At 74.1% G+C, this 26,098-nt stretch carries 24 protein-coding genes and 1 pseudogene; 12 read left to right on the forward strand and 13 right to left on the reverse strand.

Translation table 11 applies throughout. The annotated features are described in order from the left end of the window. The first annotated feature begins 24 nt into the window (after positions 1-24). A complete protein-coding gene (locus QHG49_RS32360; protein WP_159707359.1) occupies positions 25-486 on the forward strand; it encodes a DUF5709 domain-containing protein in 462 nt (153 codons plus the stop codon). A gap of 298 nt (positions 487-784) precedes the next feature. Here QHG49_RS32360 and QHG49_RS32365 read toward each other — a convergent pair whose 3' ends face one another. Beyond that, positions 785-991, reverse strand: a complete 207-nt coding sequence (locus tag QHG49_RS32365; protein ID WP_145484635.1) for a hypothetical protein — start codon at positions 989-991, stop codon at positions 785-787. A 211-nt stretch (positions 992-1,202) separates the two neighbouring features. On the opposite strand from QHG49_RS32365, the gene QHG49_RS32370 reads away from it, so the two are divergent. Beyond that, complete coding sequence (locus QHG49_RS32370; protein WP_145484637.1) at positions 1,203-3,050, forward strand: glycoside hydrolase family 15 protein; 1,848 nt, start codon at positions 1,203-1,205, stop codon at positions 3,048-3,050. Positions 3,051-3,064: 14 nt separating this feature from the next. Here QHG49_RS32370 and cynR read toward each other — a convergent pair whose 3' ends face one another. Further along, complete coding sequence (gene cynR, locus QHG49_RS32375; protein ID WP_159707363.1) at positions 3,065-3,973, reverse strand: transcriptional regulator CynR; 909 nt, start codon at positions 3,971-3,973, stop codon at positions 3,065-3,067. Between the two features lie 127 nt (positions 3,974-4,100). Between cynR and QHG49_RS32380 the strand changes: the two genes are divergently transcribed. From QHG49_RS32380 to QHG49_RS32390, 3 genes are all read left to right on the forward strand, one after another. Then, positions 4,101-4,685, forward strand: a complete 585-nt coding sequence (locus tag QHG49_RS32380) for a carbonic anhydrase (RefSeq protein WP_159707365.1) — start codon at positions 4,101-4,103, stop codon at positions 4,683-4,685. A 96-nt stretch (positions 4,686-4,781) separates the two neighbouring features. Next, positions 4,782-5,252 (forward strand): cyanase, encoded by a 471-nt coding sequence (gene cynS, locus QHG49_RS32385; protein ID WP_159707367.1) that lies wholly within the window; start codon positions 4,782-4,784, stop codon positions 5,250-5,252. 41 nt (positions 5,253-5,293) lie between these two features. Beyond that, on the forward strand, positions 5,294-5,794 hold the full coding sequence (locus tag QHG49_RS32390) for a nucleoside deaminase (protein ID WP_301492346.1): 501 nt from the start codon (positions 5,294-5,296) through the stop codon (positions 5,792-5,794). 109 nt (positions 5,795-5,903) lie between these two features. Here the strand turns inward: QHG49_RS32390 and QHG49_RS32395 are convergent, their stop codons facing one another. Continuing rightward, positions 5,904-8,525, reverse strand: coding sequence for a SpoIIE family protein phosphatase/ATP-binding protein (locus QHG49_RS32395; RefSeq protein WP_159708835.1), 2,622 nt, complete (start codon positions 8,523-8,525; stop codon positions 5,904-5,906). Positions 8,526-8,811: 286 nt separating this feature from the next. After that, positions 8,812-11,331 (reverse strand): GAF domain-containing SpoIIE family protein phosphatase, encoded by a 2,520-nt coding sequence (locus tag QHG49_RS32400; protein ID WP_301492347.1) that lies wholly within the window; start codon positions 11,329-11,331, stop codon positions 8,812-8,814. Between the two features lie 220 nt (positions 11,332-11,551). Between QHG49_RS32400 and QHG49_RS32405 the strand changes: the two genes are divergently transcribed. Then, the gene (locus tag QHG49_RS32405) at positions 11,552-12,787 is read left to right on the forward strand and encodes a hypothetical protein (protein WP_301492348.1); all 1,236 of its coding nucleotides are present in this window, start codon (positions 11,552-11,554) and stop codon (positions 12,785-12,787) included. A gap of 33 nt (positions 12,788-12,820) precedes the next feature. On the opposite strand, the gene QHG49_RS32410 is transcribed toward QHG49_RS32405, so the two are convergent. From QHG49_RS32410 to QHG49_RS32435, 6 genes are all read right to left on the reverse strand, one after another. Continuing rightward, complete coding sequence (locus tag QHG49_RS32410; protein WP_159708839.1) at positions 12,821-13,225, reverse strand: 2-phosphosulfolactate phosphatase; 405 nt, start codon at positions 13,223-13,225, stop codon at positions 12,821-12,823. 18 nt (positions 13,226-13,243) lie between these two features. Next, positions 13,244-13,534 carry a DUF1232 domain-containing protein gene (locus QHG49_RS32415; protein WP_145484651.1) on the reverse strand — a complete coding sequence of 97 codons (291 nt, stop codon included), beginning with the start codon at positions 13,532-13,534 and terminating at the stop codon, positions 13,244-13,246. A 27-nt stretch (positions 13,535-13,561) separates the two neighbouring features. Next, entirely contained in the window at positions 13,562-14,746 is a 1,185-nt protein-coding gene (locus QHG49_RS32420; RefSeq protein WP_301492349.1) for a hypothetical protein, read from the reverse strand. A 399-nt stretch (positions 14,747-15,145) separates the two neighbouring features. Next, on the reverse strand, positions 15,146-16,510 hold the full coding sequence (locus tag QHG49_RS32425) for an FAD-dependent oxidoreductase (RefSeq protein WP_301492350.1): 1,365 nt from the start codon (positions 16,508-16,510) through the stop codon (positions 15,146-15,148). Between the two features lie 234 nt (positions 16,511-16,744). Next, positions 16,745-17,080 (reverse strand): hypothetical protein, encoded by a 336-nt coding sequence (locus QHG49_RS32430; RefSeq protein ID WP_145484656.1) that lies wholly within the window; start codon positions 17,078-17,080, stop codon positions 16,745-16,747. A gap of 59 nt (positions 17,081-17,139) precedes the next feature. Beyond that, entirely contained in the window at positions 17,140-17,799 is a 660-nt protein-coding gene (locus QHG49_RS32435; protein ID WP_301492351.1) for a bifunctional 2-polyprenyl-6-hydroxyphenol methylase/3-demethylubiquinol 3-O-methyltransferase UbiG, read from the reverse strand. Positions 17,800-17,944: 145 nt separating this feature from the next. Between QHG49_RS32435 and QHG49_RS32440 the strand changes: the two genes are divergently transcribed. The 3 genes from QHG49_RS32440 to QHG49_RS32450 all read left to right on the forward strand — a co-directional run bounded on the left by QHG49_RS32440 (position 17,945) and on the right by QHG49_RS32450 (position 20,524). Then, the gene (locus QHG49_RS32440) at positions 17,945-18,397 is read left to right on the forward strand and encodes a flavodoxin family protein (protein ID WP_159707375.1); all 453 of its coding nucleotides are present in this window, start codon (positions 17,945-17,947) and stop codon (positions 18,395-18,397) included. 322 nt (positions 18,398-18,719) lie between these two features. After that, positions 18,720-19,679 carry an ABC transporter ATP-binding protein gene (locus QHG49_RS32445; protein ID WP_145484662.1) on the forward strand — a complete coding sequence of 320 codons (960 nt, stop codon included), beginning with the start codon at positions 18,720-18,722 and terminating at the stop codon, positions 19,677-19,679. Continuing rightward, positions 19,676-20,524: an ABC transporter permease gene (locus QHG49_RS32450; protein ID WP_301492354.1), complete on the forward strand. Its 849-nt coding sequence runs from the start codon at positions 19,676-19,678 to the stop codon at positions 20,522-20,524. The genes QHG49_RS32445 and QHG49_RS32450 overlap by 4 nt, the downstream gene beginning before the upstream one ends. Before the next feature lie 208 nt (positions 20,525-20,732). Here the strand turns inward: QHG49_RS32450 and QHG49_RS32455 are convergent, their stop codons facing one another. From QHG49_RS32455 to QHG49_RS32465, 3 genes are all read right to left on the reverse strand, one after another. Further along, positions 20,733-20,924, reverse strand: a complete 192-nt coding sequence (locus tag QHG49_RS32455) for a hypothetical protein (RefSeq protein ID WP_301492355.1) — start codon at positions 20,922-20,924, stop codon at positions 20,733-20,735. 213 nt (positions 20,925-21,137) lie between these two features. After that, positions 21,138-21,503, reverse strand: a complete 366-nt coding sequence (locus QHG49_RS32460; protein ID WP_159707381.1) for a hypothetical protein — start codon at positions 21,501-21,503, stop codon at positions 21,138-21,140. 792 nt (positions 21,504-22,295) lie between these two features. Then, positions 22,296-22,427 carry a hypothetical protein gene (locus tag QHG49_RS32465; RefSeq protein ID WP_260864736.1) on the reverse strand — a complete coding sequence of 44 codons (132 nt, stop codon included), beginning with the start codon at positions 22,425-22,427 and terminating at the stop codon, positions 22,296-22,298. Positions 22,428-22,828: 401 nt separating this feature from the next. On the opposite strand from QHG49_RS32465, the pseudogene QHG49_RS32470 reads away from it, so the two are divergent. From QHG49_RS32470 to QHG49_RS32480, 3 genes and pseudogenes are all read left to right on the forward strand, one after another. After that, positions 22,829-23,132, forward strand: a pseudogene (locus QHG49_RS32470) (IS5/IS1182 family transposase); the annotation flags it as partial. A gap of 354 nt (positions 23,133-23,486) precedes the next feature. After that, on the forward strand, positions 23,487-25,577 hold the full coding sequence (locus QHG49_RS32475) for an acetoacetate decarboxylase family protein (protein ID WP_301492357.1): 2,091 nt from the start codon (positions 23,487-23,489) through the stop codon (positions 25,575-25,577). 35 nt (positions 25,578-25,612) lie between these two features. Then, a complete protein-coding gene (locus QHG49_RS32480) occupies positions 25,613-25,924 on the forward strand; it encodes a hypothetical protein (RefSeq protein ID WP_301492358.1) in 312 nt (103 codons plus the stop codon). The last annotated feature ends 174 nt before the right edge of the window (positions 25,925-26,098 follow it).

Below are 26,098 nucleotides of genomic sequence, written 5' to 3' on the forward strand. Positions count from 1 at the left end.
GCGCGAGCACGGAAGGAGCCGACGATGAGCGAAGCGCAGGCCCCCATGGGCGACGACGCCTACCAGCCCACCGGAACGAACGAGGAGCAGGAGGACGCCGCGCCCCTGGACCCGCAGGACGCGATCGGCGGACGCTCCTACGACGACATGCTCGACGAGGGCTACTCCCCGCCCGAGCGCCCCCTCGGCGTCACCAAGTACGGCACCACCGCCGCCGAGCAGCGCGCGGGCGAGAGCCTGGACCAGCGGCTGCGGCAGGAGGTCCCCGACCAGGACGAGCCGGCCGGCGACGGCATCGGCGACCTGCCCGGCGGCGCGGGCGAACCCGTCGACCCCGAGGCGGGCGACGTCCGCGCGGGCCGCCTGTCGGCGCGGGACCCGGAAGCGGACACCTTCGCCGAGGACGTGGGCATCGACGGGGGCGCGGCGGGCGCGGAGGAGGCCGCGGTGCATGTCGTACCGGACGAGCAGGACCGGGCGGAGTGAGGGGCGCGGTCCGGGCGGAGTAAGGGGCGCGGAGTGACGGGCGCGCTCCGGCCGGCGCCGGGCCCGCCGCTCCAGGGGTGCGGGGGACCGCGCGATCGACCGCCGGCCACCCGTACCTGGCCGACCACCCGCACCTGACCCCGTAGGGACTTGCCCCGTACGGACTTGAACCCGTACGGACTTGAACCCGTACGGGTTCGCCCCCATACGGGCCTGACCCGTACGGACCCGCCCATGAACCGAGCCAGGGCGGGCGGCGCCCATCCGCGCCGCCCGCCCTGGCTCCCCGTCGCCCCCGTCAGGGCAGCAGCTTCTCGATCGCCGACGGACCCTCCGTCTCCAGCTTGCGGCGCGCCCAGTCGAGCGTCTTCGGGGTGATGTCCCTGCCGGCCGCCATCACCAGGTCCTCCGGGGTGACGTCCTGCTGGGGAGCCGAGTGGAGCAGGGAGTCCGGGGTGCAGTGGTCGTCGGGCGACCGGGACCCTCCAGTTGCGGATGTCGACATGTGTTGCCTCCTCCTCGGTCCGGATGACCGCATCCGTGCCGGTGCCGCCGAACGGGGCACACTCTCACCATTGCCCGCCGCGGCGCACCCTGCATCCGGAGGAGACGCCGGTGACGGGTGCGGAGCGCCTGCCCACTCCACGCCGCCTCACTCGCTCCTAAGCTGGAGACACAGCGGGACGAGTTCGCGCACCCGCACCGGGAGGCCGCCGATGAGCCAGACGCCGCCGTTCGCCGCGGACACCTCCGCGAGCCCCCGCTACCTGCCCATCGCCGAGCACGGCCTGATCGGCGACCTGCGCACGGTCGCCCTGGTCGGCAGCAACGGCACCATCGACTGGTACTGCTCGCCGTCCTTCGACTCGCCCAGCGTCTTCGCGGCCGTCCTGGACGCCGAGCGTGGCGGCTGCTTCGAGCTGGCCGCCGCCGTCCCGGCCCGCACCAAGCAGTTCTACTTCCCCGACACCAATGTGCTGATCACGCGCTTCTTCACCGAGGAGGGCGTCGGCGAGGTACAGGACTTCATGCCGGTCTCCGCCGACGCCGGAGAGCCCTGCGACACCGGGCGGCACCGGCTGATCCGGCGGGTGGTGTGCGTACGCGGCCGTGTGCCCTTCCGCGCCCTCATCGCCCCGCGCTTCGACTACGGCGCCGCCCAGCACACCGTCCGCGACACGGACGGCACGCTGCTGTTCGAGTCGCCCGACCTGGCCCTCGCGCTCACCGCGACCGTGGCCATGGAGTGCGACGGCCGCGACGCGTGCGCCGAGTTCAAGCTCGGCGAGGGCGAGACGGCGGTGTTCGCGCTCGACCAGGCCGACAGCGCCCTCGCCCCGCGCGGCTGCGCCCACGCCGAGGCCGAGCACGAGTTCAACGCGACCGTCACCTACTGGCGGCGCTGGCTCCAGCAGTCCCGCTACCGGGGCCGCTGGCGCGAGATGGTGCACCGCTCCGCGCTCACCCTCAAGCTGCTCACCTACGCCCCCACCGGGGCCATCGTCGCCGCCCCCACCACCAGCCTGCCCGAGCAGCTCGGCGGCGAGCGCAACTGGGACTACCGGTACGTCTGGGTGCGCGACGCCGCCTTCGCCGTGTACGCGCTGCTGCGGCTCGGCTTCAGCGGCGAGGCCGAGGCGTTCATGCGCTTCCTCACCACCCACATCAGCCCCGGCGACGGCGCCGCCTCCGGCCCGCTCCAGATCATGTACGGCATCGACGGCCGCACCGACCTGCCCGAACGCGAGCTGCCCCATCTGGAGGGCCACCAGGGCTCGGCCCCGGTCCGGGTCGGCAACGCCGCCGCCGACCAGCTCCAGCTCGACATCTACGGCGCCCTGATCGACTCCGTCTACCTGTTCGACAAATGGGCCCAGCCCATCTCCAGCGCGCAGTGGGACGACGTGACCCAGCTGGTCGAATGGGTCTGCGAGCACTGGGACCAGCCCGACGAGGGCGTGTGGGAGACCCGGGGCGGCCGCAAGAACTTCCTGTACTCGCGGCTGATGTGCTGGGTCGCGGTGGAACGCGCCATCCGGCTCGCCAACCGGCGCGGGCTGCCCGCCGAACTGCTGCGCTGGCGGCAGACCCGGGACGCCATCTACCGGCGGATCATGGACCGGGGCTGGTCGGAGCACCGGCACGCCTTCGTGCAGCACGAGGACGGCGACGTACTGGACGCCTCCGTGCTGATGATGCCGCTCGCCAAGTTCATCGCCCCCACCGACCCCAAGTGGCTGTCCACGCTGGACGCCCTCACCGAGGACCTGGTGTCCGACTCGCTGGTCTACCGCTACGACCCGCTGGTCAGCCCCGACGGGCTGCGCGGCGACGAGGGCACCTTCTCCATCTGCTCCTTCTGGTACGTCGAGGCGCTGGTGCGGGCCGGCCGGGTGGACGAGGCCCGCCTCGCCTTCGAGAAAATGCTCACCTACGCCAACCATCTCGGCCTGTACGCCGAGGAGATCGGCCGCACCGGCGAGCAACAGGGCAACTTCCCGCAGGCGTTCACCCATCTCTCGCTGATCAGCGCCGCCTTCAACCTCGACCGCGCCCTCGGCTGACCCGGGGGTTCGGCTCAGGAGGCCGCCGTGTACCCGCGGTCGCGCACCAGCTCATGGGTGAGACGGGTGAAGGCGAGGGTCGCGGCGCTGCGGTAGGCGTCGGCGCGGCCGAGGAGGGTGACCGTGCGGGTCGGCAGGGCGGGGTCGAGCGGCACGGGGACGAGGCGGGGGTGGTCGTGGGTGATCGCGTCCGGCAGGACGGTGGCCAGGGAGGTGCGCTGCACGACCTCGGTCAGGGCCTGGATGGAGTTCGCCTCCACCGCGATGCGCGGGCTGACGCCGTGGCCCTCCAGATAGGCGTCGATATGGCCGCGGGTGGCGAAGTCGCCGCTGAGCAGCGCGAGTTGGCGGTCGGCGAGTTCCCGTACCGGCAGCGCGTCCGAACGTCCCCCGGTGGCAGTGGAGTTGCCGGTGACCAGGGTGAGCGTCTCGGTGAACAGGGCGGTCGCGGTGATGCCCGGCAGATGGGTGCCCCGGAAGGCGATGCCGAGGTCGAACTCGTCGGCCAGCAGCCCCGTCTCGATCCGGTCCTGGGTGGTCTCCCGCACGGTCAGGGTGATGCCGGGATGCCTGCTGTGCAGCTCGGCGGTGAGCGGTCCGACGAGATAGGCCGTGAACGTGGGGGTGACCGCCAGTCGCAGCCGCCCGCGGCTCAGGTCCCGCACATCGTGGACGGCGCGCTCGGCGGCGGCCAGCCGGTGCAGCGCGCCCCGGGCGTGATGGGCGTACGCCTCGCCCGCGTCGGTGAGGCGCACCGTCCGCCCGGTGCGGTCGAGCAGCTGGACACCGAGGGTCCGTTCGAGCTGCTTGATCTGCTGGGACAGCGTGGGCTGCGAGATGTGCAGATCCTCGGCGGCACGGGTGAAGCCGCCGTGGTCGGCCACGGCGAGCAGATAGCGCAGATGACGCAGTTCCAGGGCCATGGACAACACTATAGATGGCATCAATAGCTTTCATGTCCAGCACGTCTTGGACTCTATAGCCCGAGGTCATGCATGGTGGATCTCGCCGGGCCCCACGGGCCGGGCCGCCACGAAAGGGAGTGACCCCATGCAAGACCTCGCCCAGGGCGTCGCGCGCTTCCAGCAGGACGTCTTCCCCGCCAAGCGGGAGCTGTTCAGCCACCTGGCCGCGCACCACACGCCGCACACGCTGTTCATCGGCTGCTCCGACGCCCGCGTCGTGCCCGAGCTGATCACCGGCTGCGAGCCCGGCGAGCTGTTCGTCATCCGCACCGCCGGCAATCTCGTCCCCGCCCGCACCCCCGGCGCCGACGGGGTCGCGGCGAGCATCGAGTACGCCGTCGGCACGCTCGGCGTCAAGGACATCGTCGTCTGCGGGCACTCCGCGTGCGGCGCGATGACCGCCCTCGCCCACGGTCACGACCTCAGCGGCGCCCCCGCGGTCGCCGACTGGCTGCGGCTCGCCGACGCCTCGGTGGCCCGCACCCCGGGCGCCGCGGACGTGCCCGCCCTGGTACGGCAGAACGTGCTGGCCCAGCTGGCGAACCTGGCCACCCACCCCAGCGTCGCCCGCGCCCTCGCGCGAGGCCAGGTCACGGTGCGCGGCTGGGTCTTCGACATCGCCACCGGCCATGTCGAGGACCTCACCGCCGGCGCCCCGCTCGCGGCCTGAGCCCCGCCCCGCTCGCGGCCCGACACCCCGATCTCCGGACCGGCCCCGCCGGAGCCGACCGGCACCCATCCCCATCGCACAGTGAGGAACCCTCCCATGATCCACGCCCAGTTCGACCCCACCGCCCGCCAGGACCTGGCCGTCGCCGCCGTCGAGGCCAAGACCCGCAAGGACCTCTCCTGGCAGCAGATCGCCGACGCCTCCGGCCTGTCGGTCGCCTTCACCACCGCCGCCGTGCTCGGCCAGCACGCCCTGCCCGAGGACGCCGCGAAGGCCGTCGCCGAACTGCTCGGTCTCGACGCGGACGCCGCGCTGCTGCTGACCACCGTCCCCACCCGCGGCTCGATCCCCGGCGCGGTCCCCACCGACCCGACGATCTACCGCTTCTACGAGATGCTCCAGGTCTACGGCACCACCCTCAAGGCCCTGGTCCACGAGGAGTTCGGCGACGGCATCATCTCCGCGATCAACTTCAGGCTCGACGTCAAGAAGGTCGCCGACCCCGAGGGCGGCGAGCGCGCCGTCATCACCCTGGACGGCAAGTACCTGCCGACCAAGCCCTTCTGACCCGCGCCTTTCTGATCCGCCCGTCTTTTCTGGAGGACCGCATGGACTTCGTCCAGCGCACCATCGACCTCGCCCGCCGCAATGTCGCCGAGGGCGGCCGCCCCTTCGCCACCGTCATCGTCAAGGACGGCGAGATCCTCGCCGAGAGCCCCAACCGGGTCGCGCAGACGAACGACCCGACCGCGCACGCGGAGATCCTCGCCGTCCGTGAGGCCTGCGTGAAGCTGGGCACCGAGCACCTCACCGGCACGACCGTCTACGTCCTCGCCCACCCCTGCCCGATGTGCCTGGGCTCGCTGTACTACTGCTCCCCGGACGAGGTCGTCTTCCTCACCACCCGCGACGCCTACGAGCCGCACTACGTCGACGACCGCAAGTACTTCGAACTGGACACCTTCTACGAGGAGTTCGGCAAGAACTGGGACGAGCGCCGGCTGCCGATGCGGTACGAGCCGCGCGAGGACGCGGTGGAGGTCTACCGGATGTGGCAGCGTCACAACGGCGGCGAACGCCGCGTCGCCGGCGCCCCCACCGCGGGCTGACAGGCACCCCCACCACCGGCTGACAGCCACCCCCGCCGTCGGTCGACCGACGCCCCCCACCGCCGGTCGACCGGCGCGCCGGACGGCAGGGTCCGGGCGGAGCGAGCCCCTACGGCAGCGGCTGCTCCGCCCAGATGATCTTGCCGTTCGGCGTGTAGCGGGTGCCCCAGCGGTCGGCGACCTGGGCCACCAGGAACAGGCCCCGGCCGCCCTCGTCGGTGCTCGCCGCGTAGCGCAGGTGCGGGGAGGTCGTGCTGCGGTCGGAGACCTCGCAGATCAGGGTGCGGTCGCGCAGCAGCCGTACCCCGATCGGGGGCCGCCCGTAGCGGATGGCGTTGGTGACCAGCTCGCTGAGGATCAGCTCGGTCGTGAACGCCAGCTCCTCAAGGCCCCACGCGTCCAGCGCCCGGGTGACCGAGGAGCGCACCTCGGAGACGGCCGCCGGATCGGACGGCACCTCCCACTCGGCCACCTGGTCCGGACCCAGCACCCGGGTGCGGGCCACGATCAGCGCCACATCGTCGCTCGGCCGGGCCGGCATCCGCTCCAGCACGGTACGGCAGGTCGTCTCCGGAGAGCCGTCCGGCGACGAGCGCAGGGCGTCGCCCAGCAGCTCCAGGCCGACGTCGATGTCCCGCTCCCGGTCCTCCACCAGGCCGTCCGTGTACAGCACCAGCCTGCTGCCCTCGCCCAGCTCCAGATCGACCGTCTCGAACGGCAGTCCGCCGAGGCCCAGCGGCGGCCCGGCCGGCATCTCCGGGAACTCCACCCGCCCGTCCGGACGCACCAGCGCGGGCGGCGGATGCCCCGCGCGGGCCATGGTGCACCGCCGCGACACCGGGTCGTACACCGCGTACAGACAGGTCGCCCCGGTCACCGCGGCGCCCTCGTCCGGGTTCTCGTCCTGGTCGATCCGGCCCACCAGTTCGTCCAGCAGACCGAGCAGTTCATCGGGGGGCAGGTCCAGCGCGGAGAAGTTGTGCACGGCCGTGCGCAGCCGCCCCATGGTCGCCGCCGCGTGCAGCCCGTGCCCCACCACGTCCCCCACCACGAGCGCCACCCGCGCCCCGGACAGCGGCAGCACGTCGAACCAGTCGCCGCCCACCCCGGACTGCGCCGGCAGATACCGGTACGCGATCTCCAGCGCGCCCTGCTCGGGCAGCGTCCGCGGCAGCAGGCTGCGCTGGAGCGTGACCGCCATGCTGTGCTCGCGCGTGTACCGGCGGGCGTTGTCGATGGACACCGCGGCCCGCGCCACCAGCTCCTCGGCGAGCGCCAGCTCCTCGGTGTCGAACGGCTGCGGCTTCTCCGAACGCCAGAAGTTCGCCACGCCCAGCACCAGGCTGCCCGCCCGCAGCGGCACGGTGATCAGCGAGTGGATGCCGTACTCCACCACCTTGTCGGTGCGCTCCGGCTCCTGCGCCCGCCAGCCCGGCGCGTCGCGCAGCCGCGGCTCCACCACCGACTGCCCGGTCGTCAGGCTGTGCGCCTGCGGCGAGGTCGCCACGAACCGGATCCGGTGCTCCACCGGGTACAGCGGGGAGTCCTCGCGGATGCCCGCGCAGGCCACCCGGCGCAGATCGCTCCCGGGCCGGGGCTCCTCCCCGTTCAGCACCGGTTCGAACAGGTCCACGGTCGCGAAGTCCGCGAACCGGGGCACCGCCAGCTCCGCCAGTTCCCCGGCGGTGCGGGTCACGTCCAGGCTGGTGCCGATGCCCACCCCGGCGTCGTACAGCATGTTCAGCCGCTCCCGGGCCACCTCGGCCCGCCCGGAGACCGCCCGCAGCTCGGTGGAGTCGCGCAGCGTGGTGACGCTGCCGGCCGGGCCGCCGCGCAGTTCGGTGGGCCGCTGGTTGATCGCCAGCAGGCGGTCCTTGACCAGGTGCACCTCGTCCGTGGCCACCCGCCCCGAGGCCAGCAGCCGCGCCGTGTCGTCGTCCAGGCCCAGCTCCAGGACGTGTCGGCGCTCGGCGTTCCTCGGCAGATCGAGCAGGCGCTGCGCCTCGTCGTTGGCGAGCAGCAGCCGGCCGTCGCGGCCGACGATCAGCACGCCCTCGCGGACCGCGTGCAGCACCGCGTCATGGTGCTCGTACATCCGGGTCATCTCGTACGGCCCGAGGCCATGGGTCTGGCGCAGCAGCCGTCTGCTGACCAGCGCGGTGCCCGCGGTGGCCAGCGCGAGGGCCGCGGCGGCCGCGGCGAGCAGGAGGGGCAGCTGCTGGTCGGCGGCTCCGCCCACATGCGCGGTGGTGATGCCGGCCGACACCAGCCCCACCACGGTGCCGTTCGCGTCCTTGACCGGGACCACGCTCTGCACCAGCGGGCCGAGCGTGCCGTTGACCTTCTCCACGACCGTGCCGCCGGCCACGGCCGGGCCGATGGTGCCGACGAACTTCTTGCCTATGCGGTCGGGACGGGGGTGCGTGTAGCGGATGCCCTGGGTGTTCATCACGACGATGAAGTCCACGCCGGTCGCCTTGCGGGCGGCCTCGGCCTTCGGCTGGAGGATCGCCGTCGGGTCCGGTGAGCGCAGCGCGGCGGCCGTGCCCGGCGCGTTGGCGAACGTCTGCGCCACCGCCAGGGAGCGGTTGCGGGCCTCGGTCTCGCTGTCGTGGCGCACCTGGAGGACCTGGGCCACCACGGCCGAGACCACCAGCAGCAGCACGATCACGACCTGGAGCACGAACACCTGGCCGGCGACGCTGCGCCCGGTCACCGCCGCCCACAGCATGCCCGGCCGGTCGCCGTTCGCACCGGGGCCGTCCGGCGGCGGGGCCAGTGGTGCGCGCGGGTGCCCGAAAGGTCGGGGCGGCCGGGTCACTGGCCGGCCGGGCAGTCGCACCATGTGCCCATGTCTACACTGCCCGACGCCTTCAGGCGAGACCGTCACCCCGGGAAGTGGGTGCCGGGTGAGGCGGACGGGGCGCGCCGGGGGAAGGAGCGCGCGGAAGGGGCGCAGGCGTTCGACGCGCCACCTCCGCCCGGCCGCCGGGAACCACCGCGAGCGGACCGGGCGGCTACCCATGGCGAAGCCTCCTCGCCAGGAGCAGGGCCACGTCGTCGGGGCGGGCGTCGGCGTGCCGGGCGGCGGCGGTGAGGCGGTCGGCGACCCCGGACAGGGTGAGGCCGTCGCGCCGCCCGGCGGCCGCGCCCGCCCGGTCCAGGGCCCGGCGCAGCTCGGCGATCCCGTCGTCGATGTCGGCGCCCGCCCGCTCCACCAGCCCGTCCGTGTACAGCGCGAGGATCGCGTCCGGTTCGAGGACCAGCTCGGTCACCGGGTAGCGCGCCTCCGGGTCCACCCCGAGGACGACACCGCCGGGGATGTCCAGCACCCGGGCCCGGTCGCCGGGGGAGAGCAGCAGCGGCGGCGGATGGCCGGCGCGGGCGATCCGGGTGCGCCCGGTGGCCGGGTCCAGGCGCAGACAGCAGCAGCTGGCGAACTGGCCCGGGTCGAGGCCGATGAGCAGATGGTTGGTGCCGCTGAGCACCTCGTCGGGCGGCCGGTCGCCCAGCGCGAACGCCCGCACCGCGCTGCGCAGCTGGCCCATGGTCGCCGCCGCCTGCACCCCGTGCCCCTGCACGTCCCCGATGACCAGCGCGAGACCGTCCCCGGACTCCACCACGTCGTACCAGTCGCCGCCCACGTCCAGGCCCTCGGTGCCCGGCAGATAGCGGCCCGCCGTCTCCACCCGGGGATGCGCCGACAGCCGGCTCGGCAGCAGGGCCTGCTGGAGGCCCCGGGCGAGGGCCGCCTCGCTGTCGTAGCGCCGGGCCCGCTCCATCGCGTGCGCGATCAGCCCGGCGAGCGCGGTGAGCGCCGTACGTTCCTCCGCGCTGAAGCCGCGCGGGCGGTCGAAGCCGAGGACGCAGGAGCCGACCGGCCGCCCGGACGCGATCAGCGGCAGGAACGCCCGGGCCCCCTCCTCGGCGTCCAGGGGCAGCCCCGGGTACGTCTGCGCCAGCTGCCGCATCGACTCGAAGAACAGCGGGCGCCCGGTGGCCAGGGTCTCCACGGCCGGGATCCGCGCGTCGAGCGCCACCCCGTCGAACGGCTCCAGGAACCCCGGCGGGAAACCGGACTCCCACGCGAGATGGAGATGCCGTTCCTGGAGCAGGTGGATGGCGAGCCTGCGGCCGCCGAACGCGGGCAGCAGCTCCTGCGTCACCACGGCCGACACCTGCTGGGCCGTCACCGCGTCGGTCAGCGCGATGGCGAGCGCGATCGGCCGGTAGGCCGCCGCCATCGAGGGCCCGGCCGCCACCGCGTGCCCCGGCGGCGGGGGCCCGTCCGGCGCCTCCATCCGGCTGGCCGGGACGAGCGTGCAGGTCAGCAGGTCGTCGCCGGGATGCACCGACACCGCGAACCCGTCGTACCCGCCGTGCGCCCCGTCCGGCCGCCGCACATGGAAGTGCACCGGCTCCGGGGACAGCAGGGCGCCGCGCAGATGATCGTCGTACGGCGGTCCGGTCAGCCAGGGCAGCGCGTCCCACAGTGTCCGCCCGAGCAGCGACTCCCGCGCCTGCCCGGCGAACCGTGCCGCGGCCGCGTTGGCGTAGACGACCACCCCCAGCCGGTCCAGGCAGAACACGCCCTGCGGCAGCTGGTCGGCGGCGCCGTCGGCGAGGGCGGCCCGGCCGGGGTCGAACACCACGCCGCCGACCCGTGCCGGCGCGCCGCCGTCCGCCTCCGCCTCCGCGTCCGCCCCGGACGGCAGCGCGCCGCCGTCCGGGGCGGACCACAGGTCCAGCAGCCGGGGCGCGCCGTCGGCCGCCCGCAGGCTCAGCGGCGCGCCCGGCGGTTTCCCGGCGGCGGTGTCGCGCAGCGCGGCCAGCACCCGGTACGCCTCCGTCGGGGCGAGCGCCTCGGCGAGCGCGGTGTCGGTCCCCGCGAAGTCGCCCGCCGCCAGGCCGAGCAGCGTGTGCAGCCGGTCGTCCGCGCGGACCGCGTGGGTGCCGGGGTCCCAGGTGAAGCGTCCGACGGCGGCCTGCGGGGGCCGGGCCGCGGGCGGCCGTACGCACTGCGGCTCCCCGTCCCAGACGAGGGCGTCCCGGTCCCCGTCGGCGAGCGCGAGCAGCTCGGTGCCCAGGCCCTCGGCGAGCCTGGCCAGCAGTTCCCGGTCCAGCGGCTCGCCGTCGTCGTCGCCGGCCGAGGGGCGCAGCACCGCGAGCACCCCGAGCGGCTCACCGCCGCCCGGCACCGGCATGTACACCGAGGCGAAGGGGAACGGCAGCCCCGCCGCGAACTGCGGGTACCGGCGCACGGCCTCCGTCGCGTTGGACAGCACCACGGGCAGGCCGCGCCGGTAGGCGTCGCAGACGGGGAAGGGACGGTCCACGTGCACCCGCCACCAGGTGCGGAAGAGGGGGCCGGGGAGGCCGGTGAGCACGGCCAGGCGCAGAAAGCCGGGCGCGTCGGCGCGCAGATACACGCCCGCGACCCGGCCGCCCGCCGCGCGGAGCGCCGCGGTGGAGGCGTCCGCCAGCAGCGCGGTCAGCCGGGCCCGTGTACGGACCGCCCGCTCCCCGCTGCCCGCCATCGGCCCTACCTCGTCCTGTCCGCCTCCGGGTGGATCACACAGCAAGAATGCGCCAGGAGGAGCAGAGGGCGCACCCCGGCGGGGGAGGGGCGGCGGGCTCTCACACCAGTGCCGCACCCGGGTGGCGGCGCGGGGGAGCGGCTCCTAGTAATGGACTGCGTACTGCGCGTGCCGCGGTCGGGGGCGTCGGGTGCGGCCGCACTCCTGCACTGGAGCCGAGATGACCAGCCGCTCTTCGTCCACCTGTTCCGACGACTCCCGCATACGGCCCGAGCCGGTCACGGCCGGTGTCCGCGTCCGGCCGGTCCGGGTCCTGACGCGGTCGGCGCCGCCGTCCGGGACCTGGGCGGAACGGCCGCCCGGGACCGCGTCCGGCGCCCCGCGCGAGGCCGCGTCCACGTTCGCGCACGAGGCGGTGCCCGAGGCCGCGCCCGGGTCCGGCTACGGGTACGGGTCCGAGTACGGGGAGGACGACCGGTACGACGATCCGCTGCTCGGCCTGGTCCGTACGGCCGTCGCCACCCGCCCGCTGGAGGACGTCGTCCGCCTCATCGCCCTGCTGGAGAGCTCCCCCGAGCACACCCGGACCCTGGCCGAGGCGGTGCGCTCGGCGGGAGTCGACCGCTCGGTCGCGGACGTCACCCGGCTGGCGGTCCTGCTCACCCGGCCACCGCGGACCCCCGCAGGCGCCGACGCCGTGCTCCGCGCCGCCGCCGGGCTGCGCCCCGTGGCCGAGGTCGGCCCGCTGCTGCGGCTGCTGCACCGCACCCCCCTGGAGCCGCGCTGCCGCCGGACCGCCGTCCAGGCCGCGGCCACCGGGCGGACCGTCGGGGAACTGACCGAGCTGATCGGCGAGTTGGCCGCGGACGCGGGCGCGGGCGCGGACCGGCCGGTACGGGAACTCGCGCCCGCGGCACCGGAGGGCGGCGCGCCGGTCGCCGAGGGCCCCTCACACGCACACCCGCCCGGGGCCTCACCGCGCCGGGCGCCACGGCTCAAGCTCCTGCGGCTCGACCCCGCCGTCCAGAAGCCCCCGCCGAAGAAGGCCGCTTTGCATGTCCCGGCCGGCACCGGCGTCCGCGTCGCCGCCCTGCTGGTGTTCCTCTGCGGAGCCGCCCACGCGCCCCGCTACTGGGCCGGGCTCTCCCACGGGCTGCTCGGCGCCACGCTCGTCGCCTCCGCGCTGTGCATGCTCCTGGGCCTCGCCCTGCCCGCGCGGGCGGTGCACGCCCGGCTCGGCGCGGCGGCGGCCGCCCTCGCGGTCACGGCCGGGCTCGGCGCGGGACAGGTGCTCGGCGGACGGTTCGGACTGCCGGACCCGGCACGGCTGTGGGCGGCGACACTGGCCCCGCCCTGGCTCGCCGGTACGGCCGCCGCGGTGGCCGCGCTCGGGGCGCTCGCGGTGGTGCTGGCCGTCCTGCTCGGGGTCAACGTCCCCGGTCGTCGCGGGAGTTGAGCCGGAGGTCCGACTGATCGAGCGCCCGCAGCTCTAGGCGGGGGCCCGCTCCAGACAGGGCCCGGGATCGGCGTCGGGGGCGCCCACCCGGGCGGTGATGTACTCGGCGCGGGCCGGATCCTCCTCCGCCCGCCCGTCGTCCCCGGTGGCGACGAAGGTCACCGTGCGCGCCCCGGCCCGGCGCAGCACCTCGGCGGTCGCCCCGGCCGCCGAAGCTCGCGCACAGCACCAGCCGGCGTCCGCCACAGCCGGCGCCCCGACCGTGCCGGCGGTGGTCTTCTGCGCGATCGTACGGCCGCGCACATCGAGCGGGCGCAGCCGCGCGGGCGAGTCGGCGAGGTCGAAGCCCGCGACCGGCGCCCCGTCCTGGAAGGCGAGCCAGCCCGGGTCGCGGGCCTTCAGCGCCAGCGCCTCCCGCCGGGTGCCCGCGAACACGATCCGCTCGGCACCGCCGGTTCAGGGCAGCCGGGGTGTCTCCGGAGTGTCCGGCCGGGCGGCGCGCAGGCTGCGCAGGGCGAGGAGCAGGACGCCGATGTCGTCCAGGTAGATGGGGTCGGGCAGCAGATCGGTCGGGAGCAGCAGATACGCCACCGCGCCCCAGAACACCCAGCGCGGCCCCGTGGGCAGCCCGGCCCGCAGCAGCGTACGCCGGGTGCGCACCAGGCGTACGAGCAGCGCGACGGCACCGGCGGCCAGGCCCGCGGCGACGACGGCGGCGATGATCAGCAGCAGGGTGGTGGTGTCCATCGGGGCTCCTTGTCCGGCACGAGGGGCTTACGACGGCAGGTCGGAGGACGGCACGTCCGCGCCGTCGGCGGAGTCCTCGGGGGCCGCCTTCGCCCGGCCGGGAAGACCGGGGAACCGCAGCCGTTCGAACGTCCGGGTGAGCTGCTGGAGCGGTGCGGGCGCCTTGGCGGCGGGCCGCTGCTGCGGCAGGGCGGCCGACGGTACGTCACGGTAGGCGGCCAGCGCCTCCAGGGCCTCCTCGGCGGCCTGCTTGTACAGGTCCCGGGACTTCGTCATGGCCTCCAGCGCCTCGGCGTACATGGTGACGAGACGCCGTTCGCGCTCCAGCTCCTCCTGGTGGGTCATCAGGGTCCAGTTGTCCCTGAGGTCCGCCAGCGCCTCGGTGGCGTCCTGCGGCGCGGGGCGGGGCAGCGCGACGAAGTGGCGCAGCGCGGCGAGGAGTTCCGGGGGCTCGGAGCCGTCCAGGAAGACGCTGCGCACCCGGTGCGGGTCGCCGTCGTAGTCCTCGGGGGCCGGGTCCGGCGGCAGGATCACGGCGCCGCCGCGCGGCACCTCGACGCCGAGGTCCTTCAGCGCCCAGTTGACGCCGCGCAGCTGGTGCGGGGCGGCGCGGTGCTCCACGACGCGGTGCCGCAGGGCGGGCGGGAGCAGCCGGGCGAGCGGCAGCCTGCCCTGCTCGTCGGGGGTCATGGCCTCGTGCACGACCAGGTTGACGCACCAGGCCTCACGGGCGGCCTCCCGCAGCCGGCGGCGCATCTCCTTGTCGTCCGCGGGCAGCGCGTTGACCTGCCGGAAGCGCACGCCCGCGACCGTGGGGTGATGGTCCCAGGAGCCGTCGTCGCCGGTGCCGCCCTCGGGCCAGAACAGCGTCGCGGGCGAGGGCCAGCCCTCGTCCCACGGCCGCTCGGCCTCCGCGACCAGCCGCCACTCGTGCCCCTGTGGCTTGCCCTGCCGGGGTACGAGGGTGAGCCGGGCCCGCACCGTCACCGTGCCGCCCACCCGCCAGCGTGCCTCGAAGACCGTGGGGGGTGCGCCGCTCCCGGAGGCGTCCTCGGGTGCGGGGGGCTCGGCGAAGTCGTCGATGTCCCCGCTCTCCTTGTGCCGGCGCAGGGTGCGGCGGACGACGTCCTCGGGGGTGGGGCCGGTGTGACGGCCGCGGGCCGCCCAGACGGACTGCGGGACGGGGGCGCGGTCGGTGGCGGAGTTCGACATAGGCCAATCTGCTGATGGAGGCGGGTGCGCCTTCCAGTATCACGGTTCGCCCCGGGGAAACGTAGACGGCCCCACGCCCGCGCGCGGCGCGTGCCCCTCCCGGGGGTCGCGCGGGAGCCTTCACCCGGCGCGTGCGAGCGGCTTCCGCCGGGGCGCGCGCCCTGCTCGCGCCGGGCGCCCTTTCGGACCTTTCGGACACGTCGGCCTCCCGGTCGACGGCAGGGCGATCCTCCAGGGGTGCTGGGAACCGCGCGACCAGCCCGCACCCGCACCCCTGCCATCAGCCACCCACCCGCGTTCCACTCACCCGAGTGCCGCCTACCCGCGTGCCCCCTCCCGCGGCGGCCGAGGCTCAGCCCCGTTCGAGCCCAGCCCCGGCCGAGGCAGCGCGCGGAGCGCTCATGCGCCGCTCTTGCGCAGCATCTCCTCGCGCTCCACGATCTTCACGCGCTCGCGGCCCTGCGGTTCGCCCAGGGCGCGCTCGGCGGCGTCCAGGCGGTGCCAGCCCTCCCACGTGGTGTACCGGACGTTGCGCCCGGCGAGGAACGCGTCCACGGCCTCCGGCGCGGGCGAGGCGGGCGTGTGCAGCCGGCCTTCCGCGCGGTCGGCGAGCAGGTTGGACACCGTCTCGTTGGCGTCGCCCTTGGTGTGGCCGATGAGGCCGACCGGGCCGCGCCGGATCCAGCCGGTGACGTAGGTGGACTGCAGGTGCGTGCCGCCCTCCTCGATGACCCGGCCGCCCTCGTCCGGGACGGTGCCCGAGCCGAGGTCCCAGGGCAGCTTGGGCAGCTTCTCGGAGAGGTAGCCGACCGCGCGGTAGACGGCGGTGACGTCCCAGTCCTTGAACTCGCCGGTGCCCTTGACGTTGCCGGTGCCGTCGAGGGCGGTGCGCTCGGTGCGCAGGCCGACGACCTTGCCGTCCTCGCCGAGGATCTCCGCCGGGGACTCGAAGAAGTGCAGGAACAGCTTGTGCGGGCGGTCGCCGACGTCCCGGATCGCCCAGTTCTCCAGGGTCTTGGCGACCATGTCGGCCTGCTTGTTGCCGCGCCGGGTCTCGATCGAGCCGGCGTCGTAGTCGATGTCCTCGGGGTCGACGATGACCTCGATGTTGGGGGAGTGGTCCAGCTCGCGCAGCTCCATCGGGCTGAACTTCGCCTGGGCCGGGCCCCGGCGGCCGAAGACGTGGATCTCCACGGCCTTGTTGGCCTTCAGACCGTCGTAGACGTTCTGCGGGATCTCGGTCGGCAGCAGCTCGTCCGCGGTCTTGGCGAGGACGCGGGCCACGTCCAGGGCCACGTTGCCGACGCCCAGCACCGCGACCTTCTCGGCCTCCAGCGGCCAGGTGCGCGGCACGTCCGGGTGGCCGTCGTACCAGGAGACGAAGTCGGCGGCGCCATAGGAGCCGTCGAGGTCGATGCCGGGTATGGACAGCGCGCGGTCGGCCATGGCGCCGGTGGAGAAGATCACCGCGTCGTAGAAGTCGCGCAGGTCGTCCAGGCTGATGTCCGTCGGGTAGTCGACGTTGCCGAACAGCCGGATCTGCGGCTTGTCCAGCACCTGGTGGAGGGCGGTGACGATGCCCTTGATGCGCGGGTGGTCCGGCGCGACGCCGTAGCGGATCAGACCGAAGGGGGCGGGCATGCGCTCGAAGAGGTCGATGGACACGCCGGGGTCGGCGGCCACCTCGGACTTGAGCAGGGCGTCGGCGGCGTAGATCCCGGCGGGGCCGGCTCCGACGATGGCTACCCGCAGGGGGCGCGGCATGATCAGATTCCCTTCGAGTGAAAAAGTCGACTCGATCGGGAAGCCTAAGCTAAGGCAGACCTAAGTTGGTACGCGGGTCCCGCCTATGACCTCATAAGCATATCTTATGACTTCCCTAGGGGTGCCTTATGGCCTTCCCCTACGGTCACCCCCAACGGCCTCTTGTGGCCCCTAGGGTGCCGGATCCGGCCGTTCCGGGGCTCCGCCCGCGGCGGCGGCGAACACCCGCCCGGATCATTCCGGTTGGGTCAGCGCCTCCTTCTGGAGCTGCACCGCCGCCAGCAGGCTCAGCCCCGGTTCCGCCTGGCGCAGAGCCTTGATCGCCGCGACCGAGGAGAGGTCGCCCGTGAAGCCGACGGCGGCCAATCTCGCGCGGGTCCAGTCGGCGCGCAGCTTGGCCTCGGTGGCCCCCGCGGCCGACTCGACCAGCGCGACCGCGTGCTCCAGACCCGGGCGCTCCTCGGGCGAGGCCTGCGCCAGCGCCTCGCGCAGGACCGAGGACACCACGTCCGCGTCCCGGATGACCAGCACGTGGTCGTGCTTCCTGTTCAGACCCGCGATTCCCATCATGCCGACCATCCTCGCCGCCAAGGGTCCCGAGGACCAAGCGGCTTGAGGAAGACCAGAGGCTACCGCGCGGGCCGCCGGCAGTGCAGGAACAGATGCGGCTCCGGTACGGCCTCGGGATGCGCCGGCGCGAACTCCGTTCGCTCCGCCGCCAGTACGGCGAGTCCGGCCCGGCCCGCCACGTCCCTGAACGCGTCCGCGCCGAAGCTCGTCACCCGCACCGGCTGCCCCATGAAGAGCCCCTCGGCGCCCTCGACGTCGACGGGCACGGTCGCCAGCACCACGAACCCGCCGGGCCGCACCGCCCGCGCGAGCCGGCCCACCACCGCCTCCTGCTCGGCCCGGTCCATCTGGAGCAGCGAGAAGTAGGCGCAGGCCGCGTCGAACGAACCCTCCTCCAGCGGGAGTTCACGGATGTCGGCGCGACGGAACTCGGCCTCCGGCACCTGCCGCTCCGCCAACTCCACCATCACCGGGGACACATCGACGCCGAGCACCCGGTGCCCCGCGTCCGCCAGGGCCCGCGCGGTCGGCCGCCCCGTCCCGCAGCCCACGTCCAGCACCCGGCTGCCCGGCGCCAGGCGCTCCAGCAGCCACCGCAGGGACGCCCGGTGCGCCGCGGAGGAGGCGAACGCCTTCTCGTAGTCGAGACCCAGCGCGTCGAACACCACGGCCGCCGGCACCCGGCGCTCGTCCTCGGCCACCACGGCTCCTCCCGTCACGCGGCACCGAACCGTACGGCGCCGACCCGCACGGCACCCGTACGGCGCCGACGCCGGGCATCCTCGCACCCGCGCGCGGCGCCCACAACGGCGTGGCGCGACGGCGCGTTTGCGCACCGCGCGCCGGACCCGGCAGGGTGCGGGTGTGCCCACCCTGCTGATCGTCCACCACACCCCGTCGCCCAACTGCCAGGCCCTGTTCGAGGCCGTCGTCTCCGGCGCCACGGCACCCGAGATCGAGGGCGTGCGGGTGGTGCGCCGCGCGGCCCTCGCGGCCACCGCCGCCGATGTCCTCGAAGCCGACGGCTACCTCCTCGGCACCCCCGCGAACCTCGGCTACATCTCCGGCGCCCTCAAACACTTCTTCGACCAGATCTACTATCCCTGCCTGGACGAGACCCGCGGCCGTCCCTTCGGCTACTACGTCCACGGGGGCAACGACGTCACCGGCGCGGTCCGCGCCCTCGACACCATCACCACCGGCCTCGGCTGGCGCCGCGCGGCCGAACCGGTCACCGTCACGGGTGAACCCGGCCGTACCGACACGGAATCCTGCTGGGAACTCGGCGCCACCCTCGCCGCGGGCCTGTCCGCCTGAGAGAACCGGCCGGTACCCGGAGCGATGGCGGGGCCGCCCCTTACGGTGCAGGCCCCCTCGCCGCCGCCCCCGACACGCCCCCGCGCGGCGCACCGCACCAGACCCATCACCGCGGCCCGCACCGGCACCACCACCGCGCCCCGCACATGCGGTACCCGACATGCAGTACCCGGGTGCCACCCTTTCTGCCCCGTTCAGCCCCTACTGCCACGGGTATGCGGGGTTTCGGCGCCTAGCGTTGCGGATGAGACGTCAGACGCGACGGACGCCGCCGCCCGTGAGGGCACGACGGACGGCGCGGTCCGCGACAGAGGGAGCCCGCATGATCGAGGCACGAGGACTGACCAAGAGGTACGGCGAGAAGACGGCGGTCGACGGACTGGACTTCGTCGTCGAACCCGGCACCGTCACCGGATTCCTGGGCCCGAACGGCGCCGGGAAGTCCACCACCATGCGCATGATCGTCGGCCTCGACGCCCCGACCAGCGGCTCCGTCACCGTCAACGGCCGCCGCTACGCCGGTCACCGCGCCCCGCTCCAGGAGGTCGGCGCTCTGCTGGAGGCCAGGTCCGTGCACCCCGGCCGCTCGGCCTACCAGCATCTGCGGGCGCTCGCGCTGACCCACGGCATCCCGCGCCGCCGCGTCGACGAGGTCGTCGGGCTCGCCGGGCTCGGCAGCGTCGCGGGCAAGCGGGCCGGTTCCTTCTCGCTCGGCATGGGCCAGCGGCTCGGCATCGCCGCGGCCCTGCTCGGCGACCCCCGCACGGTGATGCTGGACGAGCCGGTCAACGGCCTCGACCCCGAGGGCGTCCTGTGGATCCGCAACCTGCTCACCTCGCTCGCGGCGGAGGGCCGTACCGTCTTCGTGTCCTCCCACCTGATGAGCGAGGTCGCGCAGGTCGCGGACCATCTGATCGTCGTGGGCCGGGGGCGGCTGCTCGCCGACACGACCGTACGGGACCTGGTGCGCGAGGCGGGCGGGGACACCGTCCGGGTCGCCACCGACGACCCGGGACGGCTGCGGGAGGTGCTCGCCGGGCCGGGCGTGGAGATCACCGGCCGGATCGGCTCGGAGGAACTCCAGGTCAGCGGGGTGAGCGCCCGGGAGATCGGGCTGAAGGCCGCCGCACACGGCATCCCCCTGTTCGAACTGAGCACCAAGGCGGTGTCCCTGGAGTCGGCCTTCATGGACCTGACGAGGGACGCCGTCGAGTACCACGGCGGCACGACGAGCCCCGACGCCGCCGGCACCCGCACCGATCGCACCGGGAGCGCCGCATGAGCACCCTGACCGAGAGCACCTCAGCCGCGGGGAACACCGGCGTCGCACCGGGCCGCCCCGTCTACCGGGTCACCGGGCGCCGCGTCCTGGCCTCCGAATGGGCCAAACTCTGGTCGCTGCGCTCCACCTGGATCACCCTCGGCCTGGGACTGCTGTTCCTCGTCGTCTTCGGCGTCATCGCCTCCTACCGTTTCCGGTCCATGACGGGATCGCCCCGCATGGACCAGGAGTTCGCCCGCTCCACGGCCCTCAGCCTCTCCCTCTTCGGCGCCAACTTCGCCCAACTCGCCCTCGGTGTGCTGGGCGTGCTGGTCACGGCGGGTGAGTACTCCACCGGCATGATCCGCTCCACCATGGCGGCGGTGCCGCGCCGGCTGCCCGTGCTCTGGTCCAAGGCGGCGGTGTACGGCCTGGTCGCCCTCGTCGTCGGCACGGTCGGCGCGTTCGCCGCCTTCCTCGTCGGCAGTCGCGTCGTCTCCGACACGTCCGCCGCCCTGACGCTCGGTCATGCGGGCGTCGTCCGCGGCCTGTTCGGCGCCGGGCTCTACCTCGGCCTCGTCGGTGTCATCGGTACGGCCCTCGGCGCCCTGCTGCGCTCGGTGGCCGGCGGTATCACGGTCCTGGTCGCCGCCTTCATGCTCGTCCCCGGCCTCGCCTCCCTGCTGCCCAGTTCCTGGCAGGACGACATCGGCCCCTACCTGCCGAGCAACGCGGGCCAGGCGATGTACGCCCTCACGCACGACGCCACCTCGCTGTCCCCCGGCGCCGGGCTGCTGGTCTTCCTCGCCTGGACCGTGCTGGCGCTGGCGGGCGCGGCGCACCGGCTGCGGCGCGGGGACGTCTGACCGGGCACCCCGCCATGACCACCCTGTCTCCCGCCCCCGTACCCGTGGCGGTCACGGAGGGACTCGGCGCCATGGGACCGCCGGCCGCGCGGTGCGGGCGGCGGCTGCGGGGCCGGCCCGACCCTGAGCGCTGGACACGGCCGGGGCGGCCGTCGCCTTCCCGACGTTCTGCCTGCCGGACCTGCGACACGGCGGCGCCGCCGACGGATCACACCGCGTCCGGCTCGCGCTCACCCGGCTGCCGCTCACGGCCATGCCCGCCGCGCAGGCGAGCGAGCCTGCCGTTGCCGTTGCCGTTGCCGTTGCCGTTGCCGTTGCTGTGGCGCCGACGCCGCCCCGCGACGGCCTTCGCCGCCGCCACCGCCGACTCCGGACGCGGCGCCGAGGCGCTCAGGCTCATCGGTGACCCCGGTCGCCAGTGCCTCGGCCAACCCCGGGGAGACATACGGCATGTTGGGCAACACCGCGACGCCCCACCCACCGTCCCCGACTCCAGCACAGCAGCCGGCCACCCCTGCCCGCCGGAAATCCCCAGCCGTTCACGGCCGGGCACACCGGAGGGCGGGGATCCGGGTCTCCGGCGGCGTGCGGGAGAGCGGCCTCGCCGTCCTGGTCAGACGAGATCTGTCAGGTTCTCCGCGAACACCTGCGACAGAGGCTGCGGCCCCACGTACTGCTGGCAGTTGCACTGGCCGGCCTCGTAACGCAGCGGCTTCTTGTTCTCATCCCAGGCCACGGGCAACTCGACGCGCTCGTGGCACTGACCCTGCTTGTCGTGTTTGGCGAGATGGTGCGTGCAACCGCACACCGGCTCCGGAGCCTTCTTCGCTGCTTCGAGGGCCAAGCGCTCCTGTCGCGCCCCCTCCAGCAGCTGCAACTTGCGCTCGTGCCGATGACGCAGTGCGGTGCGGACATTGTCCGCTGCCCACGCGAAGCCACCCGTCCAGAAGACGACGAGAACCCACCAAAGCCAGTCCACCTGCTATTCCTTCCCCCTGTGATGCTGCGGACCAGCATAGATGGCTCATCAGCGGGCGTTCATATCGTCAGCCAAGCGCTCGGGCGCACCTCCTGAGGAGCCGGGGGCGCCGACCGAGCGGCCCCGCTGTCCCGGGCTTCGCATGCCTGGGCCCTTTAAGCCGCCCGCCTGGTCCGCAGGGACGACAGGCAGCATCGCCGGAGATTCCGCTTGGCCGACGCCGAGGCGCTGTTCTTTCGTGGCGGGATGTATGTGGTCACCGACGGCCCTTGGGCGCAGACGTTTCGAAGGGTCCTTGTGGAAATGGGCCTGGAAGGGGCGGTGTTTGTCAGAGGAGACGTGTACAGTTCGGCCACCCACGAGGATGGGCCCTGATGTTGCACTTGCACGATGATGATCCCCTGGCAAACCGTGCAAAATCCAACCGCACGCCAGTACGGACATTCACTCAATCGGCGTGTGACATGCGTCACGCTCACGGGACCTAAATCGGGAACTACCAGCACGGTTTCCCGCGTCGACTGCTGGGTGTGGCCGGATCAACACGCGGCTCCCTGTCGTGGGAGCGGTAAGGCAAGGCATAGTGGGGGCATCGCCGCCCCCAAGTGTGACTGGCATCACAAAGGCCCAGATTCTCTTGCGTACGCGGCGGTAACCGCATTCGGGCATAAAGAGAAGGCCCCACCCGACGCCCGCGAAGCATCCCGGTGAGACCTTCTCTCGCACACCGTGTGCAGTGCGGCCGACCTGTTCAGGCCGGTCGGGCCCCGACCCTCAGGTCGGGGCTTTCCGCTACCAGGGCCAGGTCAGCGCAATCTCGTAGACCACGCGGACCAGAATCCCCAGCCACCGGGCGACCCGTTCGGGCCGGTCCCGCTTGCCGCAGCACTGGCAGTGCCCCTCCGACTCGATCAGCTCAGTCATCGGGCCTATCACCCCATTCCTCTGGAGCCTGCGGATTTCGCAGGTCCCGGGGAGGCCACGGCGTTCGTGGGCTCCCGATCGGGCAGCCCACGCGTGTGCGTAGGCCCTGGGGCAAGAGGTGTGCCGACTTTACCGGAGCGCAACGAATATCGTTTCCCGGCAACTGCCCCTCTATCAGAGGGAGAACGGCACCCGGTGCCATGCTGAGCGGTCGCTCGGCGGTTTGAGTCGAAGCTCAAGCCACGCTCAAACGCCCTACCTGGGGGAGCCGTGTGACGACATGTCTGATACGGCGTGCCAGCCTCTCGCGTCGGCGTGCTGAAGCTCACACATGAAGTACGCGGCACGAGTGAACGCACCCCCGTTGAGCCAAGGTTGGGGACCGTCGAAGTGGGCGATGCGGAACCGGCGGCGACCGTCCGGCCGAGGCCCCGCAGATGATCGAGGTCCTGGACCGGATCCGGATTTCCGGCCGTCGGGAGGTCGGCTCCGGCCCCGGTGCCGGCTCGGTCATGTCGGCGGCGAAAGGCATACCGTTTCCGACGGGACCACGGCTACCCGCGAAGTCGCAGGATCCGGCACACGATGCCGGGGCCGAGGGGCCAGTGGGCCGACCGCCGGCGCAGAGGCCGCACCGGAGGCGGACCCGCCGGGTTCGACCGCGAGCGCCACCGGCGTCGTGACGAGGCCGAGCGGACCGTCGACGGGGCTCAAGGACTCCCGTGCCGCGGGTCACCCGGGTGGCCTAGGCGCTGTCCGGCGGATCATGTGCGGAGCCGTAGGCGGATCGCTGCCGCAGTGAGGATGCCGTGGAAGACGCGGGCCCGTTCGTCGTAACGGGTCGTGCGGCCACCGGGAATATGCCAACGGCCCAGGCGCCCCCGACCCGCCCCTCCTCCACCCCACGGCCCGTCCCCCCGCTCAGCCGCACCCCCGCCGCCCCCGTCCCGGCCCCGGACGGAGGTGCGGGGCGGGTGGGGCTGGCACACGATGGACGCGGGCCGCGTCCCGCCGACGCGGCCGCAGCCGTCGTACGTCGTCGAACCGAGGGAGCGCTGGATGCGAGCGGACGGCACCGCACCCGGGCGGCCCGCGCCGGGCGGTCCGGACCCAGGGGACGTGCTGCGCGGCTGCGCGCGGGACGTGCTGGAGATCGCCGAGGGCATCCGCGCGGTGTCCGAACGCACCGCCACCACCCTGTCCGCCCCCGACCTGACCGCCGCCACCCGCCGCCACCCCCGCACCGGCCCCGCCGGATACTGGGCCCTGCTGCGGGCCCTCACCGCGCGACCGGGCCTCGCCGGCACCGAGCCCCGCGGCGGCCTCACCCGCGCCCGCCACCTCGCGGGCCGGACGCGCGGCACGGCGAACCTGGCCGCCCTCGTGGCCCTCACCTCGCTGCGGCTGCGCGTCACCGCCGTACTCACCGACCACCCCGAACTGGCCCGCACCCCCGGCATGCGCCTGCTGGACCGCGCCCTCACCGCCGGCCGCGACGAGGACGCCGTACGGGCCCTGCGCGCCCTGCTCCGGGACCGCACGGCCCAGCGCGCGCTGTCCGGGCTCGCCCCGCTGATATCCGAACTCCTCGCCGTGCGCGCCCTGTTGGACGGCCAGCCCGAGGGCGGCGGCACCCCCGAGGGCGGCGCCGAGCCCGTCGACCTCACCGACCAGCGCCGCCGGATCATGGCCACCGAAGGCTCGCTCCTCGGCTTCCTGCGCAACATCGAGGCGCTGTCCACCGACGGACGGATCCTCGTCCAGAACGTGCGCGGCCCCGACGGCGTCGTCCGCTACGTCGTCCAGGCCCCCGGCACGGCCCCGGGACGCCCCCGCGCCGACGCCCCCCAGGATCTCGTGGGCGCCTGGCGCGACCTGTGCGCGACGGACTCCCCGTACACCCGCTCCCTGGCGCACGCCCTGGCCGTCCACGGCATCCCGCGCGGCGCCGAACTCGCCCTGATCGGCCACGGCGAGGGCGGCAACGCGGTCCTCAACCTCGCCCAGGACGAGGACTTCTGCCGCACCTACCGCGTCACCCACGCCATCGCCGTGGGCTCCCCGTCCGGCGACCGCAAGCCCGCCGACCCCCGCACCTGGATCGCCACCGTCACCAACCAGTACGACCTGGTGGCCGCCCCCGACGGCCACCGCACCGACCCGGCGGCGCCCCCCGCCGACCCGGCCGACACCACCCGCTACCGCCTCGAATACGCCGGTCCCACCCGCGAGTTCCCCCTCTGCCACCGCCTGCGCGAGTACATCGAGCACCTGCGGACCCTGCTCCCGGCGGCCCGCGCGGACCTGGACGAGGCGCTGGCCCCCTACCGCGGCCCCGTCGTCCGCACCCAGGCGTACCGGCTCACGGATCACGCCCACCCGCCCGCCGGCCACCCCTTCCTCACCCTCGCCACCGCCCCCGTGCGCACCACGGTGGGCCCGGTCGACGTGCCGGTGCGGTACTACGACTCCGCCGCCGCGCACCTCTGCTTCCCCGTCGACCCGGCCGCCGCCCGGAGCCTGCTGCCCGACGCGGACTGGCTGACACCGAGCCGGCTCGGCCCCCGGGCCCTCGCCGTGCTCTCCGTGCACGAGCACCGCTGCACCACCATCGGCCCGTACACCGAGATCGCCCTGTCCGTCCTGGTGGACGACCTGTGGCGGCCGCGCCGGTACGACGCCGTCACCGATCTGCTGCGCCGCGTCGACCTGCGCCGCACCGGCCGCTACGTCCTCTCGCTCGCCGTCACCACCGAGGCGGCCCGCGTGGTCGCCCAGGAGGTCTGGGGGCAGCCGGTGCTCAGGATGCGCGCGGAGGCCGACCTGACGGGCAGGGAGATCCGGGCCCGCTCCGAGGATCTCGGGCTGGTGGTCGAGGGCCGGCTCGGGCCGGGCGTCCGCTGCCCCGACGCCGACCGGGCCCTGTACGGCCGCCGGGGCACCGGCACGGTACGCACCCTGGTCCGCGCCCACGGCTGGCTCCGGCTGCACCCGGGCGCGGGCGTGCGGGTACGGCTCGACACGGCGGCCGCCGAACCTCTCGCCGGGCAGCTGCGCCGGCTCGGCATCGACGCGGCCCGGCCCCTGTTCGTGCTGGCCTGCCCGCAGTTCATGGCGCACCGCGGCGGCGGCGCGGAGCTGGCGCGCTGAAGCCCCGTACGCACACAGTCCAGTTGGGAGTACCCATGGTGACCGAGTCCGGCCGGGCGAGCGCGGCGCAGGCCGATGAACTCCTGGCCCACATCGGCCGGTTGCGGGCCGACGCCGATCTGATGGACGGCTACGCCCGGCGTCTGCGCGACACCGCCGCCACGCTCGGCGGCTGTCCGGCGGCGCCCGGGTGGAGCCGCCCGGCCCTGGAGCGGCAGGCGGCCGCCTGCGCCTCGGCGGCGGTCCGACTGCGCACCGCCGCCGAGGCGTTGCTCGCGCACGCGCGCGCCGCCCGGCCGACGCGGGGCGCGATGTCGGGGTCGCAGAAGCCCCGCGAAGGCCTGTGACGGGGGGAGTCGAGTGGGAGCGGGGGGTCAGTCGGGCTGTTCCTCGGAGCCGGGCTTCGGGCGGGCGCGGGTCCAGGAGGGGTCGACGACCGGAAGGGGCTGGGGGAGGGGAGCGGTGTGGTGCATGGGGATCCTTCGGACTGGTGGGGGTTGGTCCGGTTCGGCGGTTGGAGG

The organism is Streptomyces sp. WP-1 (genome assembly GCF_030450125.1).
Taxonomy (GTDB): Bacteria; Actinomycetota; Actinomycetes; order Streptomycetales; family Streptomycetaceae; genus Streptomyces; species Streptomyces incarnatus.

Coding starts and splice junctions, on each gene's coding strand:
- QHG49_RS32360 (WP_159707359.1), top strand. CDS start 25: ATGAGCGAAGCGCAGGCCCCCATGGGCGACGACGCCTACCAGCCCACC.
- QHG49_RS32365 (WP_145484635.1), bottom strand. CDS start 991: ATGTCGACATCCGCAACTGGAGGGTCCCGGTCGCCCGACGACCACTGC.
- QHG49_RS32370 (WP_145484637.1), top strand. CDS start 1,203: ATGAGCCAGACGCCGCCGTTCGCCGCGGACACCTCCGCGAGCCCCCGC.
- cynR (WP_159707363.1), bottom strand. CDS start 3,973: ATGGCCCTGGAACTGCGTCATCTGCGCTATCTGCTCGCCGTGGCCGAC.
- QHG49_RS32380 (WP_159707365.1), top strand. CDS start 4,101: ATGCAAGACCTCGCCCAGGGCGTCGCGCGCTTCCAGCAGGACGTCTTC.
- cynS (WP_159707367.1), top strand. CDS start 4,782: ATGATCCACGCCCAGTTCGACCCCACCGCCCGCCAGGACCTGGCCGTC.
- QHG49_RS32390 (WP_301492346.1), top strand. CDS start 5,294: ATGGACTTCGTCCAGCGCACCATCGACCTCGCCCGCCGCAATGTCGCC.
- QHG49_RS32395 (WP_159708835.1), bottom strand. CDS start 8,525: ATGCTGTGGGCGGCGGTGACCGGGCGCAGCGTCGCCGGCCAGGTGTTC.
- QHG49_RS32400 (WP_301492347.1), bottom strand. CDS start 11,331: ATGGCGGGCAGCGGGGAGCGGGCGGTCCGTACACGGGCCCGGCTGACC.
- QHG49_RS32405 (WP_301492348.1), top strand. CDS start 11,552: ATGACCAGCCGCTCTTCGTCCACCTGTTCCGACGACTCCCGCATACGG.
- QHG49_RS32415 (WP_145484651.1), bottom strand. CDS start 13,534: ATGGACACCACCACCCTGCTGCTGATCATCGCCGCCGTCGTCGCCGCG.
- QHG49_RS32420 (WP_301492349.1), bottom strand. CDS start 14,746: ATGTCGAACTCCGCCACCGACCGCGCCCCCGTCCCGCAGTCCGTCTGG.
- QHG49_RS32425 (WP_301492350.1), bottom strand. CDS start 16,510: ATGCCGCGCCCCCTGCGGGTAGCCATCGTCGGAGCCGGCCCCGCCGGG.
- QHG49_RS32430 (WP_145484656.1), bottom strand. CDS start 17,080: ATGATGGGAATCGCGGGTCTGAACAGGAAGCACGACCACGTGCTGGTC.
- QHG49_RS32445 (WP_145484662.1), top strand. CDS start 18,720: ATGATCGAGGCACGAGGACTGACCAAGAGGTACGGCGAGAAGACGGCG.
- QHG49_RS32450 (WP_301492354.1), top strand. CDS start 19,676: ATGAGCACCCTGACCGAGAGCACCTCAGCCGCGGGGAACACCGGCGTC.
- QHG49_RS32455 (WP_301492355.1), bottom strand. CDS start 20,924: ATGAGCCTGAGCGCCTCGGCGCCGCGTCCGGAGTCGGCGGTGGCGGCG.
- QHG49_RS32465 (WP_260864736.1), bottom strand. CDS start 22,427: ATGACTGAGCTGATCGAGTCGGAGGGGCACTGCCAGTGCTGCGGCAAG.
- QHG49_RS32475 (WP_301492357.1), top strand. CDS start 23,487: ATGCGAGCGGACGGCACCGCACCCGGGCGGCCCGCGCCGGGCGGTCCG.
- QHG49_RS32480 (WP_301492358.1), top strand. CDS start 25,613: ATGGTGACCGAGTCCGGCCGGGCGAGCGCGGCGCAGGCCGATGAACTC.